Here is a 16,166-nt window from a genome sequence, read left to right on the forward strand (position 1 = left end):
CTGGCGCACTTTTTGCTTGCTTTTGGTGCCGTCTCGGCTTTTCCTGAGATTTCGCACTGAAAAAGATCAAAACACTGAAGGGGCTCTTCATGGACGCACTAAAACAGGGCTCTGATGCCTTGTTCATTTTGTTGGGTGGGATCATGGTTCTGGCCATGCACGCCGGTTTTGCATTTCTGGAACTGGGCACCGTTCGCAAGAAAAACCAGGTCAATGCGCTGGTCAAAATCCTGGTGGATTTTTCGGTCTCCACCGTGGTCTATTTTGTGGTCGGTTACGGCGTGGCTTATGGCACCAGCTTTTTTGTCGGTGCTGAAGAATTGGCCGCAAAAAACGGCTACGAACTCGTCAAGTTCTTCTTTCTGCTGACCTTTGCCGCCGCCATTCCCGCCATCATCTCGGGCGGTATTGCTGAGCGGGCGCGCTTTTATCCCCAGTTGCTGGCCACTGCGGTGATTGTGGGTCTGGTTTATCCCCTGTTTGAAGGTGTGGTCTGGAACCAGCGTTTTGGCGTGCAGGCCTGGATCAAGGACCTCACCGGCGCTGAATTTCATGACTTTGCCGGCTCCATCGTGGTCCATGCAGTCGGTGGCTGGCTGGCCTTGCCGGCGGTGATTTTGCTCGGTGCGCGCAGCAACCGCTACCGCAAGGACGGCGGCATATCAGCGCACCCGCCGTCGAGCATTCCTTTCCTCGCCTTGGGCGCCTGGATTCTGACGGTCGGCTGGTTTGGCTTCAACGTCATGAGCGCGCAGACCATAGACAAAATCTCCGGTCTGGTCGCCGTGAATTCGCTGATGGCCATGGTGGGCGGCACACTGGTGGCCCTGGTGCTGGGCAAAAACGACCCGGGCTTTGTGCACAACGGGCCGCTGGCCGGGCTGGTGGCGGTGTGTGCGGGCTCTGACCTGATGCACCCGCTGGGCGCACTGGTCACCGGTGGTGTGGCCGGTGCGGTTTTTGTGCTGATGTTCACCCTGACACAAAACCGCTGGAAGATAGACGACGTGCTTGGCGTCTGGCCCTTGCACGGCCTGTGTGGCGCCTGGGGCGGTATCGCTGCCGGCATTTTCGGCAGCAAGGCACTGGGCGGGCTGGGTGGTGTCAGCCTGAGCGCGCAATTGATCGGCACAGCGATGGGTGTGGGCTGGGCGCTGCTCGCTGGTTTTGCGGTGTACGGTCTGATCAAGGCCACCATGGGGCTGCGCATGACGCAGGAAGAAGAGTACGAAGGCGCCGACCTGTCGATTCACCGCATCGGCTCCACGCCGGACCGTGAGGTCAACTGGTAGCCAATAAATGTGCTATTGAAATAATAGCTGCCTACGCTTACTGCATAAGGGCTGACGGCCTTTTTGGCTTGTAAAATTCAGCTCGATCGCCATCTCGGCGCCAACCAGCGGTCCAGCGTCCACGGGCCCAGGCCGTAGATCGCAAGGCCCGCCAGTAGCGCACCCCAAAACACATGCTGCTGCAGGGCGGCGGGTGCAATCTCGCTGAGCGCGATCACCGCCACCGCGTTCACCACAAACAGGCCCAGCGCCGAGAAGCGCCCGGCCAGGCCCAGCACCAGCAGCACTGGCAGCACGATCTCGCCAGCCGTGCCCATGAACGCCGCGATCGCGGGGGACAGCAGGGGCACCTTGTATTCGTCGGTGAAAAGCGCCACCGTGATTTCCCAATCGCGCAGCTTGGTCAGTCCCGAGAGAAAAAACACCTGCGCGATGTAAAGCCTGGCCAGCAGCGCCGCCAGCGGTTGCAGGCTGTCGAGCGCGCGCGTGAAGTGGGCCCAGGCGCTCAAGCCGCGTGTTTGCCAATTGGGTGCAGGGTGGGTCATGTGGTCCTCCTCAAGTTGTGTGCAGAGAGCGAACGCCACAAACCACCCCGGTCTGCACCGCTGCACTTAGCCAGCTGTTGAAATCGAAATCGTTTGTTACGCCGCTGGGCAAAGCGTCCAGTGCATCCAGCAAGGAGCCGCCGGCCAGCACCGCGCCCAGCAGGCTGTGCTCGGCAGGGCTGCTCACACGCGCGCAGGGCTTGAAGCCCTGGCGCCAGATCAGCGCATGTTCTGCGCAGCCATCAGCGAGCTTCTGCGCCACTTCTGGCAATGCGGGCTCGCCCAACAGATGGGCGTTGACCAGGCTGGCCACCGGGTACCCGCTGTCCAGCAGGGCCAGCCCCGCGCCAAGGGTAAGGGTGTAGTGCGCTGCATCACCGGAGGCCAGCAAGGCAAACGAGGGCAGGTCGGCATCTACATCGGCTGCGCTGGATGCCAGATGTAGCAGCCACTCCAGCCTGGCCACGTCGACCAGGTAGGGCTCAGTGGACAGCTGCGGCGCCGAGTCGACGAAGTCGGCCAGTGCGCTGCCCCAGCAGGCCATGTCGCCGCGCGTTGGCGGCTGCACCGACCAGAAATGCCGCGCCAGCTGTGCAAAGTCCTCGGCGCCCATCATCTGCGCCAGTACCGGGTAGGCAGCGATCAGCACACGCTCTGCCAGCACCTGACCGTTGGCGCGGTAAGCGCGCAGGCCACGTTGCTGCTGCAGCTCCCGCGCCGCATGGTCTGACGGCAACCAGGGCGCAAGCGCAGCGGCGTCACCAGCGCCCAGCACCGCCTGCAGCAAAGCCTGCTGTTCCGCGTCGCGCTGAAAGCCTGCAGGCGTCATGCTGCTTCTGCCACTTCAGCAGACGGCTGGCAGGCGCGCGCACGGCTGGCTTCGTCCAGCAGGACCTGCAGCGGCGGAACGTCGGTGTCCCATTCCACCAGCGTGGCCAGACCTTGCGCAGAACGACCAAAGCGGTTCGTCGCATGGCGATAGATCTCCCACACCGGCTCGCAGACCCGGCTGCCATGGTCGTCAATCACGATGTCGCCGCAGTCCTGGTGGCCGGCCAGGTGCAGCTCTCCCACCACATGGGCGGGGATCTGTTCCAGCCAGTTTTTGCAGCTGTGCAGGGGATCTACAGTGCTGCCCGCGTAACACTCATTGAGCGCGTTGACATAAAGGTTGTTCACATCGACCAGCAGGCCACAACCGGTGCGGCGGGCCAGTTCTGCCAGAAAAGCCGGCTCCTCCATATCGGAGCTGGCAAAACTGACGTAGGCCGACAGGTTCTCGACCAGCAGCGGGCGCTGGAGCCGCTCCTGGACCTGCTGGACGTTGGCGCAAAGCACATCGAGCGAGCGCCGGTGAAAGGCAATGGGCAGCAGGTCAGCGGCATGCACCACCGATTGGCCCAGAACACCACGCGCGAAACACGCATGGTCGGACACACGAACCGGCTCGATGCGCTCTACCAGCCGCGCGAGCTGGTCCAGATGCCACGGGTCCACACCGGCCGCCGAACCCAGCGCCAAGCCGACGCCATGCAGGCTGATCGGGTAACGCGCTCGGGCTTGATGAAGGAGCGCCAGCGCGGCGCCGCCCTGGCCAAAAAAATTCTCGGAGTGGACTTCAAGAAAGTCCAGCGCAGGCGCACTTTCCAGCAACTCGGCATAGTGCGGATGCCGCCAACCAATGCCTGTGGAAAAGTGGCCTGCGTTTGTCATGAGAGCGAAAACCGGCTTGGCCAAGGGACGGAAAGCTTCGCTCAAACGACAGTTTGCTCAGGGCAAGCGGGTTCAGCTCTTTTTGTCCATCATGGATTTGGCTTTCATCTTGGCCGCATCGGCGGTCATGCCTTTCATGCCGGCGCAAGTGCCCTTGGCCACGTACTTCCACTCATTGGCGTCATCGCTGACCTTGGCCTGACCAGCGCAAGAGTGGGTGCCGCTGAGGTTGGCGCAATCGTTCTGACCAGCCTTGGCAATGCCGTAGCATTTTTCTTTTTCCTGGGCAACAGCAGGCGTTGCAACCAGCAGGGTGGACAACAGGGAGGCTGCAGCTGCAGCAATCAAGGCGCGTTGGTTCATTTGAAAATCTCCGGTGGGTTTGCAGAAGTTGAAAACTTAACCAGCAGAGAAGAAATTTCTGACTGGTTAGAGCTTAGTCCGGCGCGCGGCGGCTTTCTTACAAAAAATTTTCAGGCATCCGCGCGCGGGCTTGCGCCCCTTACAGCAAGTCGGCGATCCGGTCCCACGCCTCGGGCGGAATGCGGCCGGAATAGCGCTCCACAATCTTGCCGGATTTGTCGATCAGATAGCCGGCCGGCAACTGGGCATGGGCGCCCAGGTTGTCGCGGTAGCTGCTGTCGCCCATCCAGAGCTGCACAAACTGCTGCTTGGTGGGTACCGTGCGGGAGATGATGCGCTCGTAGTCCAGCACATCCTGCATGCGCTTGTCTGTCGCGACGGCCACCAGCTCAAACGGTTTGCCGGCCCAACCCTCGTAGTTGGTGCGCAGCTCGGGCATTTTGTCGCGGCATACGGCGCAGCCGGTGGACCAGTACAGCACCAGCACCACCTTGCCTTTGAGCGAGGCGAGCCTGAAGGGTTTGCCCTCCACCGTGCGGCCTTCGATGTGCGGTGCGGCGCCAGCACTGTCCGCCTTCGCAGCGGGCGGCGGTGTCTGCGCCTGCGCGGCGGCGGCCAGCCCCAGCGCCACAAAGGCGAGAAGGGCGGCCACAGACCGACCCGAACGGCGAGGACCAATGGGCGGTGATGTGCGATGGGCAAGTTCCATGGGGTGTCCTTGGTGGGTGGCGGCGACAGCTGGTACAAACAGGTTGGTCGCGGCTCAGCCGGAATCCTTACGGCTCTGTTTGCATTTTTTTCCGCACGCCCATACCGTGGTGCGCTGCGCTGCGGCTAGACTTGCCATCCATGGCCACCTTTGAAGAGCAACTGGTAGAACAGCGCACTTACCTGCTGCGCTTTGCAAGGCTGCAATTGCGCAATGATGCCTGGGCTGAGGACGTTGTATCGGAGACGCTGCTTGCGGCACTGGCAAAACCACAAGCCTTTGGCAACCGCTCGCAACTCAAGACCTGGCTGGTCGGCATTCTCAAGCACAAGGTGATCGACCAGATCCGTAGCAACGCGCGTGAAGTGGCGGCGCCCGACCATGGCGCGGATGACGAGGGCGATGAGCTGGACCGGCTGGTGTTCAAGGCCGACGGTCACTTTGCCAGTCCGCCCGGCGATTGGGGTGACCCGCAGCAAACCCTGCAGCAAAGCCAGTTTTTCAAGGTGCTGGACGCCTGTGTCGAGCGCCTGCCACCAGCCCTGGGGCGCCTGTTTCTGATGCGCGAGTGGCTGGAGCTTTCCTGCGAAGAAGTGTGTAAGGAACTGTCGCTCACGCCGACCAACCTGTATGTTCAACTTCACCGCGCCCGCCTGCGACTGCGGGAATGCCTCAACATCCACTGGTTTGGTCAACAAGGGGGCTGAGGCATGAAACCGGGCATCATTCCCCTGCGGCGGACCTGCCGGCAAGCCGCCGCCTTGTTGATCGCGCGTGAAGACCGCGCGTTGGGCCTCTCCGATACGCTGGCCCTGCGCCTGCACCTGCTGGCCTGCAAAACATGCCCGCAGTTCGAGAACCAGCTCCTCACGATGCGCTTGGCCATGAGCCGCTGGCGCCACTATGCGGCGGTCGACGAAACGCAGCCGCCCCTCCGCAGTGACAAATAGTTGACCAATGCGGCTTCCTGGATGCGGCAGACGTTGCGCCTGTCTCGGTGGTAGAACCCAAGCACTGGACGTCCACAAAAAGGTAAGAATCTGTTTATCTCGACCCGCAACCAGATCAGGCAACTTTTTTTGACCGGGCGCAAAAAGCGAGCGCCAGCTTACCTTGCAAGGCGCATAAACATGGAATTTGGAAAATCCCAGTCCCGCCAGCTGTTCTCGCTGGTGGCGTGCCACACGCCCGTTTGACAGGGCGCGCAAAGGCAAAACGGCCCGCCAGCCCAGTGCTGGCGCGGGTTTGGCCTGGCTAGGTGTAAACGATGCTTGCTTGTGTTATGCATATCTGTCGCATAATATGCGGGGTGTGGATAAGTTCCACACAGGTTAGGTGATCGGTCAGTTTCGCGCGCTACAGCGGTACGTTTGAAGATTTGTTGTGCTTTCGGGACCCCATCGCTTTTGTTATTGTGTTTTAGAGGAGTCCCTTCATGGGCAACAAACTTTACGTCGGCAATCTGCCGTACTCGGTTCGCGACGAAGACTTGCAACAATCTTTTGGCCAGTTTGGCGCTGTCACCAGCGCTAAAGTCATGATGGAGCGCGACACCGGTCGTTCCAAAGGCTTTGGTTTTGTCGAAATGGGCAGCGATGCCGAAGCCCAGGCGGCTATCACCGGCATGAACGGCCAGCCTTTGGGCGGCCGTAGCGTTGTCGTCAACGAAGCCCGTCCGATGGAAGCTCGTCCTCCACGCACTGGCGGCTTCGGCGGCGGTGGTGGTGGTGGCGGCTACGGTGGTGGTGGCGGCGGTGGCGGCTACGGCGGTGGTGGTGGCGGTGGCCGCTCCGGCGGCGGCGGTAGCGACGGTGGTTTCCGCAGCCCCTACGGCGGCGGCGGTTCCGGCGGCGGTCGTTCCGGCGGCTCTGGTGGTGGACGCGGCGGCTACTAAGCCCTGCACCGCGGCCCCTTCAGCGTCTGGCTGAAGAAAGCTCAAAAGGCTTCAAGACTTCGGTTTTGAAGCCTTTTTGCTTTTCGCCTCCTATACAGCGGGCTTGAGCAGCTATTATTTTTATAGCAATGACTAGCTGGCATCCTGCCGGTGTTTGCGCGGCCGGCCAGCCAACGCCTTGTCCAATACAGCGTTGGGCAACAAACGCAGCAACTTGGCCACCACCCCCATTTGCCACGGGATCACCCGGTAGCTGGCGCCCGCCTCTATTGCCTGGAAGGCCTTTTCGGCAAACGCGTCGGGCTGCATCAGGAAAGGCATGGCGTAGCGATTTTTTTTGGTCAGTGGCGTGTCGATGTATCCGGGACACAAGGTGACCACGCTCACGCCGGTGCCGCGCAGCTCTCCACGCAAACTCTCGCAGTAACTGATCACCGCTGCCTTGCTGGCGCAGTACGCGCCATGCCCCGGCAAGCCGCGAATGCCCGCCACACTGCCTATGCCCACCAGCGCACCCGAGCCGCGCTGCAACATGGCATCCATAAACGGATGAAAGGTGGCGGCCAGTCCGATGTTGTTGGTTGCAAAAGTTTGCGCCATGACGTCCAGATCGGCGCGTACCGCCGTGTCCATGCCGACACTGATGCCGGCATTGGCCACCACCACATCCGGAATGCCCTGGGACGCCAGGCAGTCGCGCCCGGCGGCCACAATGCTGTCGCTGATGGCCACATCGGCGCTATAAATATGATAGCTGCTTGCGCTTATCCCATGAAGGGCGGCCCATGATTGGACCTCAGAAATGCGGCGCGCAGCCAGCGCAAGCCGGTAGCCGGCCCGGTAAAACCGAAGTGCCAGCGCCTGCCCGATGCCGCTCGATGCACCTGTGATGAAAACCAGTTTCGACATGAAAGCCCTCCGCCAGACTGAATGGTCTGGCCATTAACGCTGCAACTCAAGGTGCAGAGGCGGCTTTGCGCGGCACCAGCAACACCTTGACACGGCCATGGAGGTCAGCCACCCGGTCGAGATTGTCGTAGGCAAAGGTGTCGCCGGCAAAGCGGTCACTGCCGCGCGTGATGACTACCGGCAAGTGCGATTTGACGCGCTCATCGGTCACAAAAACATGCAAGAACTCACCCTGAAATTCGAGCCTGGGAACTTCCTGGCCGTCGGGATCCACCCCCGCCTCGCGCACCACGCGCGCGTTGCCGATCAGCTGCACCTCGGAGCCATCCCCGTTGGTCAGGGCGCGGTCACCGGTCGAGGTGGTCAGACGCCCCTTGATGCTGTAGCTGCGAATCAGCGCCTTGTCAATTTCAAGCGTGTCGGTATCCGGATAGTGGCGCAACTCAGCCCCGGAAACATCGCTTTTGAGTTGCCCAACGTCGTCGAAGGTCTTGATGCCAAACCTGCGCATGTAGTAATCGGGCTCACTGCCTACCACCCGCTGGCCATCAGGCGGAAGCGAAGCCGGGGTGTTTCTGACCAGCCAATAGGTGCCCAGCGCGAGCAGACCCATCAGCAACACCGGGATATAGATGGACGTGCGCTCCCAGAACAGCGAGAGCCGGTCCAGCCAGATACGCCAGCCGGGCACGCGACTGCCGGAAGGGCCTTTGTACGCAGCCGTCGCCATCAGCATGTGTAGGCCTGCAGCAAACCGGCGTACCGGCCGCTCGCCACCATCAACAGATCGCAGAACTCGCGCACCGCGCCGTCACCGCCCCGCGCCTGCGTCACGTAACTCGCCAGCGCCTTGACCTCTGCGTGCGCATTCGCCGGGGCGCAGCTGACCGCCACCCGGCGCATCACCGGCAAGTCTGGCCAGTCGTCGCCCATAAACGCTGCCTGCGACCAATCGAGCCCCAGCGCCTCGAGGGTGCTCTCGGCGGCGGGGCGTTTGTCTTCAGTGCCGAAATGGGCATGCACCACGCCCAGGGCCTGCAGACGCGCACGCAACACGGCACTGTCGCGCCCGGTGATAACCGCCGGCGTGATGCCGGCGCGCTGCAACAGTTTCAGGCCGTGGCCATCAAGCGAGTTGAAGCGCTTGAGGGTTTCGCCCGCCGCATACAGTCCCGGCTGCATGGCCCGCGTGTCGCCTTGCGCGTACTCGCCGAAATACAGGCCGCCGTCGGTGAGCACACCATCAACATCAAAAAACGCCACCTTGACAGGCTGGGCGAGCAGCAACAGCTGGGGCGGAAAATTGAGCACGGGTGAATGCGGTTTCATCAATAGCTTCAAATCACTTTGGCACGCAGCAAGTCGTTGCTGTTGAGCGCACCACACAACCGGTCGTCCTCATCGATCACCAGCACGCTGGTGATGCTGTACTGCTCCATCAGCGCCACCGCCTCGACCGCCAGCGCACTGGCGCGCAGCGTGCGCGGCCCGGGGTGCATGACATCGACCGCCTTGCTGGTTCGCAAGTCCACGCCTTTTTCGATCAGGCGGCGCAAATCGCCATCGGTGAAGATGCCGCGAACCCGGCGCTCGTCGTCCACCACCGCAGAAGCGCCCAGCCCCTTGCGGCTCATCTCGCGCATCAGTTCGGGAAACCCGGTTTGCAGCCCGACTGCAGGGACCGCGTCGCCGGTACGCATCACATCGCTGACATGGGCCAACAGCTTGCGCCCCAGCGCGCCACCCGGGTGGGAGCGGGCAAAGTCTTCTTCCCTGAATCCGCGCGCGTCGAGCAGGGCCACTGCCAGCGCATCGCCTAGCGCCATCTGGGCCGTGGTGCTGGCGGTCGGCGCCAGGTTGAGGGGGCAGGCTTCGAGATCGACCGCACTGCTCAGCACAATGTCGGCGTGCCGCGCCAGCGTGGACTCTGCCCGCCCGGTCATGGCCACCAGCGTCACGCCGAGCCGCTTCAGGGCCGGCAAGATGACCGCCAGCTCCTCGACCTCGCCCGAGTTGGAGATTGCCAGCACGATATCTCCTGGCGCCACCATGCCGAGGTCGCCATGGCTGGCTTCAGCCGGATGGACAAACAGCGCCGGCGTACCGGTCGAGGCCAGCGTGGCAGCGATTTTTCGCCCAACGTGCCCGCTTTTACCCATGCCCATCACCACCACGCGGCCCTGACCACTGAGCATAAGCAGCACAGCCTGCGCAAACTGCGGGCCCACCCTGGCCTTGAGACCCAACACAGCGGCAGCTTCGATTTCAAAGGTTGTGCGGGCCAGAGCCAACGCTCGTGCCGGGTCGTATTTCGCGGGATCAAAACTCATGCATGCATTCTATAGAGCCCCCTCCAAACGCCTGCGCCGCTGGGCCCGCGGCCACCGGAATTGGCTGGCGGCGCCCTCTGGTGCACACTGGCCATCAGCTACCATCAGTCCATGAGCGCTCTGGAACTGACCCTGCTTTACCTTCTGGCTGCGGTGCTGGGTGTGGTGGCCTGCCGCTCATTGAAGTTGCCGCCCATGCTGGGTTACCTCGCGGTCGGTGTGGTGATAGGCCCGAACGCGCTGGCCGTGGCTGAAAACTCGGAGGGCGTGCGCCATCTGGGCGAGTTTGGCGTGGTTTTTCTGATGTTTGTGATCGGGCTGGAGTTCAACCTGCCCAAGCTGCGTTCGATGCGGGGCCATGTATTTGGCCTGGGCCTGCTGCAGGTGGTGGCCACCATTGTGCTGGCGACCTTGGGCTCGCTGTTTCTGGCCACGCTGGCGCCTTCCTTGTGGAACATGTCCTGGCAAACAGCGCTGGCACTGTCGGGTGCCATGGCCATGAGCAGCACGGCGGTGGTGGTCAAGCTGCTGTCGGAGCGGCTGGAGATGGACTCCGAACATGGCAAGCGGGTCATCGGTGTGCTGCTGTTTCAGGATCTGGCCGTGGTGCCCCTGCTGGTGCTGATTCCTGCTCTGGGCTCTTCCCCGGAAAACCTCTTGATGGCGTTGGCAATTGCCGGCCTCAAGGCGACCGTGCTGGTCGGCCTGCTGCTGACCGGCGGCCAGCGGGTCATGCGCTGGTGGCTGACACTGGTGGCCAGGCGCAAAAGTGAAGAGCTTTTTGTGCTCAACCTGCTGCTGGTCACCCTGGCGCTGGCCTGGCTGACAGAGCTGGCCGGGCTCAGCCTGGCGCTTGGCGCGTTTATAGCGGGCATGCTGATTTCAGAAACCGAATACAAACACCAGGTGGAAACCGACATCCGGCCGTTTCACGACGTCCTGCTGGGTCTGTTTTTCATCAGCATAGGCATGATGCTGGACTGGCGGCTGGTGCTGGAGCGCTGGCCGCTGGTGCTGCTGCTGCTCAGCGTGCCGGTGCTGTTCAAACTGGTCATGATCACGGTGCTGGCAAAGGGTCTGGGCGCGACCACTGGCGTGTCACTGCGCACCGGTCTGTACCTGGCGCAGGCCGGTGAATTCGGCTTTGTGCTGCTGACGCTGGCCCAGGGCAGCAACCTGGTGCCACCGGCACTGCTCAACCCGATTCTGGCCAGCATGGTGTTGTCCATGCTGGCCACGCCTTTCATCATCATGTACAGCAACCGCATCGTGATGAAGTTCGTCGCCAGTGAGTGGCTGCAGCAGTCGCTGCAGATGACCACGATTGCCCGCAAGTCCATCAACACCAGCAAACACGTCATCATTTGTGGCTATGGCCGCTGTGGTCAGAATCTGGGCCACATGCTCGAGCGCGAAGGCATTCCCTACATGGCGCTGGACCTGGACCCGGACCGGGTGCGGCAGGCGGCAGCTGCCGGCGATTCGGTGGTGTTTGGCGATGCGGTCCGCCTGCAGTCGCTGATGGCGGCTGGCCTGGCCCGTGCCAGTGCTGTGGTGGTGACCTACCTGGACACCGCCAGCGCGCTCAAGGTGCTGGCCAACACACGTGCCCACGCACCCACGGTGCCGGTGATCGTGCGTACCGTGGATGACCGCGACCTGGAAAAACTGCAAGCCGCCGGGGCCACCGAGGTGGTGCCGGAAGCGATCGAGGCCAGCCTGATGCTGGCCAGCCACGCGCTGGCCCTGGTCGGTGTCCCCATGCGCCGTGTGATCCGGGTGGTACAGGACCAGCGCGACGCGCGTTACAACCTGCTGCGCGGTTATTTTCGCGGTGCCGACGACGACACGGCCGCCGAGCTGGAGCAAGAGCGCCTGGCCACCGTGACCCTGCCGCTGGGCACCCGCGCCGCTGGCAAGCCATTGGGAGAATTTGCGCTGCATGCAGCGGGTGTGCGTGTGGTCAGCCTGCGCCGCAGTGGCGGCCACGTGCTGGCCGTCGGCGACGACACCGGGCTGGAGGGTGGCGACACGCTGGTGCTGTCCGGCAAGTCCGAGGCGCTGGCGCTGGCCGAGCAGAAACTTTTGCGCGGCTGAGCGCTCCCACCTGCATGGAACGAAGACTTTTTACCGCCGCTTTGCTGGCCGCGCCCTGGGCAGCCCAGGCCCAACCCGACGATCTGGCTGCGCGACTCAGGGCTGGCGGCTGTGCCGTGTTGCTGCGCCACGCCCAGACCGATCCGGGTATCGGCGATCCGCCCGGCTTTCGCCTGGATCAGTGCAGCAGCCAGCGCAATCTCAGCGAGGAAGGCCGCGCCCAGTCGGTACGCATAGGGCAATGGTTCAAAAGCCGTGGCCTGCAATCCCGCACCGTGCAGTCCAGTGCCTGGTGCCGCTGTGTGGACACCGCCAACCTGGCTTTCGGTCGCCATACCGTGTGGCCATCGCTGAACTCATTTTTTGGCGGGGTGGACAGCAGGGGCCCCCAGACGGCAGCGCTGCGTGCGGCGCTCGCGCGTATTCCGGCCGGGCAGTTTGAAGTGTGGGTGACCCACCAGGTCAACATCAGCGCGCTGAGCGGCGAGGGCACGTCCATGGGCGAAGGGCTGGTGCTGGATGCGCGGGGCAAAATGGTGGCCCGCAGCACTTTCACTTGAGCCCATGTCCAACCCCACGCCCCGCACCGACGACTCCTTCAACTACGGCCCTTACCTGCGCAGCCACATCCGCACCGTGCCGGACTGGCCGGCGCCCGGCGTGCAGTTTCGCGACATCACGCCGCTGCTGCAGAATCCCAAGGTGTTCCGGGTGCTGATCGACGCGTTTGTGCACCGGTATATGGACCCGGCACTGCGCCCGGATGTGGTGGCCGGGCTGGATGCTCGCGGCTTCATTCTGGGCGCCGTGGTGGCCTACGAGCTGAACATCGGCTTTGTGCCCATCCGCAAAAAAGGCAAGCTGCCCTTCACCACCGTGCAGGAAACCTACGAGCTGGAATACGGCAGCGCCACCGTCGAGCTGCACACCGATGCGGTCAAGGCCGGCGACCGGGTGCTCCTGATTGATGATTTGATCGCCACCGGCGGCACCATGATGGCCGGCAAAAAGCTGCTTGAAAAACTGGGCGCCAGCGTGATGGAGGGGGCGGCGATTGTGGACCTGCCAGAGCTGGGCGGCTCTGACAAATTGCGCGCCAGCGGCTTGTCACTTTTCACGCTGCTGGATTTTTCGGGTCACTGACAGCGCATCGGGCGCTATCAAATCAATAGCTGCCTGCGCTCGCCCGCCAAGGGCTGGAGGCCATTTTTATCTTGGAGTCTGCCTTGCCAGACGACCGCGGCCTTCGCCTTCAGTTCAGGTCGCCGTACTGCGTGGCGCTCAGCGCGGGCACCGCCGCCGGCGAGTCCGGCATCTCGGTGTCTTCAAAGCCCGTGAGCAGGGTGTAAGACCTCGGGCCGCTGCGCGTGGCGACGCCCTGCGCAGCTGCCAGCACGGGCCCTGCGGCCGAGGCAGCGACCAGCGCCTGCTGGAAAGCCGCGACCTCATCGGCCTGGATCGGTTCATAGCGCGATGCGAGGGGCGCAACAGCGGCCGCCTGGGGCACGGCAACGGCGGCCAGTGGCACTGGGGCGGACACCGCGCTGGTGCTACGGGGCTGACCGGCTTGCGGCCGGCCCACAGACACCATCTCATTCATGCGCCAGTACACCGCCGTCACACGGATGTTGTAACGCGACTTGGCGTTTTGCGCGATCATGACTTCAATTTCGGCCAGCCTATCGGTCTGCCCGCCAAACTCCTGCCCAAGGTCCATCATGACCATGAACTGGTCGCCGCGCGGGTCCAGCGACAACACCTTGAATTTATAACTGGCCGACAACACCCCGGCACGGATCATGGCCTCGCGCACGGCGGCGTACAGCAACTCCCGTTTGGCATGGCGATGAGACTTCTGGCCACCGGCGCTTGGCGGGTTTTTGGCGGGCAATGAGGGATGGGTGTTGGGCCGCGAGCCGGCAGCGGGCCGGGTGCGGTCGTCACGGGGCAGGCCAGAGCTGTCAGGCTCAGCCAGGGCCTTGCGGGCGACGCGCTGTTCTTTGCTGGGTTTGCCCGAGAACCAATTGAGAAGTGACATGGCGCCTTGCCTGTGAAGCGACGGCTGCTATGCGCGACCGTCTGGTGGTGTGACAGGAATTTCCCTGCCACTTTTTCAGCCTAGTTTACTGAGTCCCCGCAGAAAAGTCGGTGACATCTGCCGCTTTGCCGATGTCCAAAGAATCACCGGCGCCGATTGTCTGCAATAAATCACGGTGTCGCGGGTCGTCAGAACCGCCCGGCCTTTTCAGCGCCGTTCTCAGGTAACCGCCACACGCTTGGGCCGATTGCACAGCCGTTTGGCCAGCACCGCACCCAGGGCAAGCGTCAGCTCCAGCGCAATCGGGCTCTGCCGGTTGGCCAGCTCCTTGAAGCGCAGCGCCGTCAGGCACCACAGCTTGCAGGCGTTGGTGGCCTGAACACTTGCGCTGCGCGGCAGGTGCGAAAAAAAGGCCCCCTCGCCCACGACCGAACCCGCGGCCACCATGGCCAGGCGAATACGGCCTTTCTCATCCTGGTAGTGAACACTTAAAGTGCCGCTTTCAACCAGATAAAGGGTTTGATCTGAGGCACCCTGCTCAATCAGCGACTGCCCCTGCTGCAGCGCAAAGGGTTGCATATAGGTGGCCAGAATGGCCCACTGCTGCGTGCTGAACTGGCAACGCATCGCATCGCTGGCGTGGCTGTGCGACATGGCCGTGGCCAAGCCCTGGATATCAAAATGGAAGTCGGCAGGCAGGGGTGCGTTCATGGTGCACGGAAGATACCCCCCAGCGCCCGTTGCCCGCAAGGTGCGTTAACTGTCCTTTACACCTGATACATGGCAAACGCACCAAGTAGTGCACCTGCGCCCGCGCCGTCACACGGCTATTTGCCGATGCAGAAGCGGGAGAAAATTTCCCCCAGCAAGTCGTCGGCGGTGAACTGTCCGGTGATTTGTCCCAGCGCGTTTTGCGCCTGGCGCAGGTCTTCGGCCAGCAGGTCCAGCGCTGGCACTGACGCGCGCAACTGGCTTGCAGCCAGTTCCAGCCGGGCCGCCACTTCGCGCAATGCGGCCACATGCCGCTCCCGGGCCATGAACACCCCCTCGGGCGCGGCCTGCCAGCCCACCACCTGCAGCAATTGGGCGCGCAGTTGCGGCAGGCCCGCGCCGGTTTTGGCAGAGATCAGCAATCCGGCATGCGCCTTGTCCAGCGCAGAGGGGCCGGCCATGTCGGACTTGTTCCAGACATCGATGACCGGCGTATTCTTGGGCAGTTTTTCGGCAATGACCCTTGCTATGTCTGCGTCAGCAGCTATGTAATTGATAGCCACTTGCGGGTCGTCTGGTGTCTGCTGGCGGCTCAGGTCGTGCAAAAAAAGCACCGCATCGGCGCTGTGGATTTCCGCCCAGGCGCGCGCGATGCCGATTTTTTCGACCTCATCGACTTCCGGCAGCAGGCTGTCGCGCAGGCCCGCCGTGTCCACCACATGCAGGGGCATACCTTCTATCTGAATCAGCTCGCTGACCTTGTCGCGTGTGGTGCCTGCCACCGGCGTGACAATGGCCAGCTCGGCCCCTGCCAGGGCATTGAGCAGCGAACTTTTGCCGGCATTGGGCTGGCCGGCGATCACCACCTTGATGCCTTCGCGCAAAATCGCGCCCTGCTGTGCTCGCTGCAATACCGCGGCCAGCGTCTGCTGCAAGCGGTCCAGCTGGCCCTGGGCGTCGGCCCTTTGCAGAAAATCGATGTCTTCTTCCGGGAAATCCAGCGTTGCCTCAACCAACATGCGCAGATGCACCAACTGGTCCAGCAGAGCGTGGATCTCTTTTGAAAATTCGCCGGACAGCGAACGCGCAGCGGAGCGTGCAGCGGTTTCGGTGCTGGCGTCGATCAGGTCGGCAATCGCCTCGGCCTGCGCCAGGTCGATCTTGTCGTTCAGAAAAGCGCGCTCGGTGAACTCACCGGGATTCGCCGGGCGCAGCCCGGCCAGCAGCGGCTGCCCTGTTTTGCCATCGATGGTCCCCGCCGCCTCCAGGCAGCGCGCCAGCAGCAATTGCAGCACCACCGGCCCGCCGTGGGCCTGCAACTCCAGCACGTCTTCGCCGGTGTAAGAGTGCGGCGCGGGGAAATAAATCGCCAGGCCCTGGTCTATGGGTTTGCCCTCGGCGTCGCGAAACGGCAGGTAAGTCGCCTGTCTGGGCGTCAGGGCGCGTCCGCAAAGCGCCTCAACCAGCGCTGCAATGTGTTTGCCGGAGACCCGCACAATGCCCACTGCACCACGCCCGGGGGCAGTGGCAACGGCGGCAATAGGGTCGTGGTGACGCGCAAGCAT

Annotated in this window: 19 protein-coding genes; 7 read left to right on the top strand and 12 right to left on the bottom strand. The window is 62.9% G+C overall.

The window, feature by feature from the left end; genetic code table 11:
* Positions 1-89 precede the first annotated feature (89 nt).
* Positions 90-1,292, top strand: coding sequence for an ammonium transporter (locus tag Q8L50_RS14155; protein ID WP_305349278.1), 1,203 nt, complete (start codon positions 90-92; stop codon positions 1,290-1,292).
* Positions 1,293-1,369: 77 nt separating this feature from the next.
* Here the strand turns inward: Q8L50_RS14155 and Q8L50_RS14160 are convergent, their stop codons facing one another.
* The 5 genes from Q8L50_RS14160 to Q8L50_RS14180 form a co-directional block, all read right to left on the bottom strand.
* Entirely contained in the window at positions 1,370-1,837 is a 468-nt protein-coding gene (locus Q8L50_RS14160; protein WP_305349279.1) for a DoxX family protein, read from the bottom strand.
* Between the two features lie 10 nt (positions 1,838-1,847).
* Complete coding sequence (locus tag Q8L50_RS14165) at positions 1,848-2,666, bottom strand: putative DNA-binding domain-containing protein (RefSeq protein ID WP_305349280.1); 819 nt, start codon at positions 2,664-2,666, stop codon at positions 1,848-1,850.
* Positions 2,663-3,550, bottom strand: a complete 888-nt coding sequence (locus tag Q8L50_RS14170; RefSeq protein ID WP_305349281.1) for a DUF692 domain-containing protein — start codon at positions 3,548-3,550, stop codon at positions 2,663-2,665. The genes Q8L50_RS14165 and Q8L50_RS14170 overlap by 4 nt, the downstream gene beginning before the upstream one ends.
* A 72-nt stretch (positions 3,551-3,622) precedes the next feature.
* Positions 3,623-3,913: a DUF2282 domain-containing protein gene (locus tag Q8L50_RS14175; RefSeq protein ID WP_305349282.1), complete on the bottom strand. Its 291-nt coding sequence runs from the start codon at positions 3,911-3,913 to the stop codon at positions 3,623-3,625.
* 139 nt (positions 3,914-4,052) lie between these two features.
* Positions 4,053-4,622 carry a TlpA disulfide reductase family protein gene (locus Q8L50_RS14180; protein ID WP_305349283.1) on the bottom strand — a complete coding sequence of 190 codons (570 nt, stop codon included), beginning with the start codon at positions 4,620-4,622 and terminating at the stop codon, positions 4,053-4,055.
* A 140-nt stretch (positions 4,623-4,762) separates the two neighbouring features.
* On the opposite strand from Q8L50_RS14180, the gene Q8L50_RS14185 reads away from it, so the two are divergent.
* The 3 genes from Q8L50_RS14185 to Q8L50_RS14195 all read left to right on the top strand — a co-directional run bounded on the left by Q8L50_RS14185 (position 4,763) and on the right by Q8L50_RS14195 (position 6,516).
* Positions 4,763-5,329, top strand: a complete 567-nt coding sequence (locus Q8L50_RS14185) for a sigma-70 family RNA polymerase sigma factor (protein ID WP_305349284.1) — start codon at positions 4,763-4,765, stop codon at positions 5,327-5,329.
* A 3-nt stretch (positions 5,330-5,332) separates the two neighbouring features.
* Complete coding sequence (locus tag Q8L50_RS14190; protein ID WP_305349285.1) at positions 5,333-5,572, top strand: zf-HC2 domain-containing protein; 240 nt, start codon at positions 5,333-5,335, stop codon at positions 5,570-5,572.
* Between the two features lie 485 nt (positions 5,573-6,057).
* Positions 6,058-6,516: an RNA-binding protein gene (locus Q8L50_RS14195; protein WP_305349286.1), complete on the top strand. Its 459-nt coding sequence runs from the start codon at positions 6,058-6,060 to the stop codon at positions 6,514-6,516.
* Between the two features lie 132 nt (positions 6,517-6,648).
* On the opposite strand, the gene Q8L50_RS14200 is transcribed toward Q8L50_RS14195, so the two are convergent.
* Genes Q8L50_RS14200 through Q8L50_RS14215 form a run of 4 tightly spaced genes read right to left on the bottom strand, consistent with a single transcriptional unit; the run spans position 6,649 to position 9,755 of the window.
* Positions 6,649-7,425 carry an SDR family oxidoreductase gene (locus tag Q8L50_RS14200; protein ID WP_305349287.1) on the bottom strand — a complete coding sequence of 259 codons (777 nt, stop codon included), beginning with the start codon at positions 7,423-7,425 and terminating at the stop codon, positions 6,649-6,651.
* 46 nt (positions 7,426-7,471) lie between these two features.
* Complete coding sequence (gene lptC / locus Q8L50_RS14205; RefSeq protein ID WP_305349288.1) at positions 7,472-8,161, bottom strand: LPS export ABC transporter periplasmic protein LptC; 690 nt, start codon at positions 8,159-8,161, stop codon at positions 7,472-7,474.
* A complete protein-coding gene (locus Q8L50_RS14210) occupies positions 8,155-8,754 on the bottom strand; it encodes an HAD family hydrolase (protein ID WP_305349289.1) in 600 nt (199 codons plus the stop codon). Before Q8L50_RS14210 ends, lptC begins: the two co-directional genes overlap by 7 nt.
* An 8-nt stretch (positions 8,755-8,762) precedes the next feature.
* Positions 8,763-9,755: an SIS domain-containing protein gene (locus Q8L50_RS14215; RefSeq protein ID WP_305349290.1), complete on the bottom strand. Its 993-nt coding sequence runs from the start codon at positions 9,753-9,755 to the stop codon at positions 8,763-8,765.
* Positions 9,756-9,866: 111 nt separating this feature from the next.
* Between Q8L50_RS14215 and Q8L50_RS14220 the strand changes: the two genes are divergently transcribed.
* The 3 genes from Q8L50_RS14220 to Q8L50_RS14230 are packed head-to-tail and all read left to right on the top strand — an operon-like array spanning position 9,867 to position 12,995.
* On the top strand, positions 9,867-11,852 hold the full coding sequence (locus Q8L50_RS14220; RefSeq protein ID WP_305349291.1) for a monovalent cation:proton antiporter family protein: 1,986 nt from the start codon (positions 9,867-9,869) through the stop codon (positions 11,850-11,852).
* A gap of 14 nt (positions 11,853-11,866) precedes the next feature.
* Positions 11,867-12,412 (top strand): histidine phosphatase family protein, encoded by a 546-nt coding sequence (locus tag Q8L50_RS14225; protein WP_305349292.1) that lies wholly within the window; start codon positions 11,867-11,869, stop codon positions 12,410-12,412.
* Between the two features lie 4 nt (positions 12,413-12,416).
* On the top strand, positions 12,417-12,995 hold the full coding sequence (locus tag Q8L50_RS14230) for an adenine phosphoribosyltransferase (RefSeq protein ID WP_305349293.1): 579 nt from the start codon (positions 12,417-12,419) through the stop codon (positions 12,993-12,995).
* A 109-nt stretch (positions 12,996-13,104) separates the two neighbouring features.
* Here Q8L50_RS14230 and Q8L50_RS14235 read toward each other — a convergent pair whose 3' ends face one another.
* From Q8L50_RS14235 to mnmE, 3 genes are all read right to left on the bottom strand, one after another.
* The gene (locus Q8L50_RS14235; protein WP_305349294.1) at positions 13,105-13,890 is read right to left on the bottom strand and encodes a hypothetical protein; all 786 of its coding nucleotides are present in this window, start codon (positions 13,888-13,890) and stop codon (positions 13,105-13,107) included.
* 219 nt (positions 13,891-14,109) lie between these two features.
* The gene (locus Q8L50_RS14240; protein WP_305349295.1) at positions 14,110-14,601 is read right to left on the bottom strand and encodes a Crp/Fnr family transcriptional regulator; all 492 of its coding nucleotides are present in this window, start codon (positions 14,599-14,601) and stop codon (positions 14,110-14,112) included.
* Between the two features lie 116 nt (positions 14,602-14,717).
* Positions 14,718-16,166 (bottom strand): tRNA uridine-5-carboxymethylaminomethyl(34) synthesis GTPase MnmE, encoded by a 1,449-nt coding sequence (mnmE, locus tag Q8L50_RS14245; RefSeq protein WP_305349296.1) that lies wholly within the window; start codon positions 16,164-16,166, stop codon positions 14,718-14,720.

This window comes from Polaromonas sp., from assembly GCF_030680935.1.
GTDB lineage: Bacteria > Pseudomonadota > Gammaproteobacteria > Burkholderiales > Burkholderiaceae_C > Polaromonas.

Bases quoted from the DNA above. Each gene is read 5' to 3' on its own strand.
- Q8L50_RS14155 (WP_305349278.1), top strand. From the start codon at position 90: ATGGACGCACTAAAACAGGGCTCTGATGCCTTGTTCATTTTGTTGGGT.
- Q8L50_RS14160 (WP_305349279.1), bottom strand. From the start codon at position 1,837: ATGACCCACCCTGCACCCAATTGGCAAACACGCGGCTTGAGCGCCTGG.
- Q8L50_RS14165 (WP_305349280.1), bottom strand. From the start codon at position 2,666: ATGACGCCTGCAGGCTTTCAGCGCGACGCGGAACAGCAGGCTTTGCTG.
- Q8L50_RS14170 (WP_305349281.1), bottom strand. From the start codon at position 3,550: ATGACAAACGCAGGCCACTTTTCCACAGGCATTGGTTGGCGGCATCCG.
- Q8L50_RS14175 (WP_305349282.1), bottom strand. From the start codon at position 3,913: ATGAACCAACGCGCCTTGATTGCTGCAGCTGCAGCCTCCCTGTTGTCC.
- Q8L50_RS14180 (WP_305349283.1), bottom strand. From the start codon at position 4,622: ATGGAACTTGCCCATCGCACATCACCGCCCATTGGTCCTCGCCGTTCG.
- Q8L50_RS14185 (WP_305349284.1), top strand. From the start codon at position 4,763: ATGGCCACCTTTGAAGAGCAACTGGTAGAACAGCGCACTTACCTGCTG.
- Q8L50_RS14190 (WP_305349285.1), top strand. From the start codon at position 5,333: ATGAAACCGGGCATCATTCCCCTGCGGCGGACCTGCCGGCAAGCCGCC.
- Q8L50_RS14195 (WP_305349286.1), top strand. From the start codon at position 6,058: ATGGGCAACAAACTTTACGTCGGCAATCTGCCGTACTCGGTTCGCGAC.
- Q8L50_RS14200 (WP_305349287.1), bottom strand. From the start codon at position 7,425: ATGTCGAAACTGGTTTTCATCACAGGTGCATCGAGCGGCATCGGGCAG.
- lptC (WP_305349288.1), bottom strand. From the start codon at position 8,161: ATGCTGATGGCGACGGCTGCGTACAAAGGCCCTTCCGGCAGTCGCGTG.
- Q8L50_RS14210 (WP_305349289.1), bottom strand. From the start codon at position 8,754: ATGAAACCGCATTCACCCGTGCTCAATTTTCCGCCCCAGCTGTTGCTG.
- Q8L50_RS14215 (WP_305349290.1), bottom strand. From the start codon at position 9,755: ATGAGTTTTGATCCCGCGAAATACGACCCGGCACGAGCGTTGGCTCTG.
- Q8L50_RS14220 (WP_305349291.1), top strand. From the start codon at position 9,867: ATGAGCGCTCTGGAACTGACCCTGCTTTACCTTCTGGCTGCGGTGCTG.
- Q8L50_RS14225 (WP_305349292.1), top strand. From the start codon at position 11,867: ATGGAACGAAGACTTTTTACCGCCGCTTTGCTGGCCGCGCCCTGGGCA.
- Q8L50_RS14230 (WP_305349293.1), top strand. From the start codon at position 12,417: ATGTCCAACCCCACGCCCCGCACCGACGACTCCTTCAACTACGGCCCT.
- Q8L50_RS14235 (WP_305349294.1), bottom strand. From the start codon at position 13,890: ATGTCACTTCTCAATTGGTTCTCGGGCAAACCCAGCAAAGAACAGCGC.
- Q8L50_RS14240 (WP_305349295.1), bottom strand. From the start codon at position 14,601: ATGAACGCACCCCTGCCTGCCGACTTCCATTTTGATATCCAGGGCTTG.
- mnmE (WP_305349296.1), bottom strand. From the start codon at position 16,166: ATGCTTGCGCGTCACCACGACCCTATTGCCGCCGTTGCCACTGCCCCC.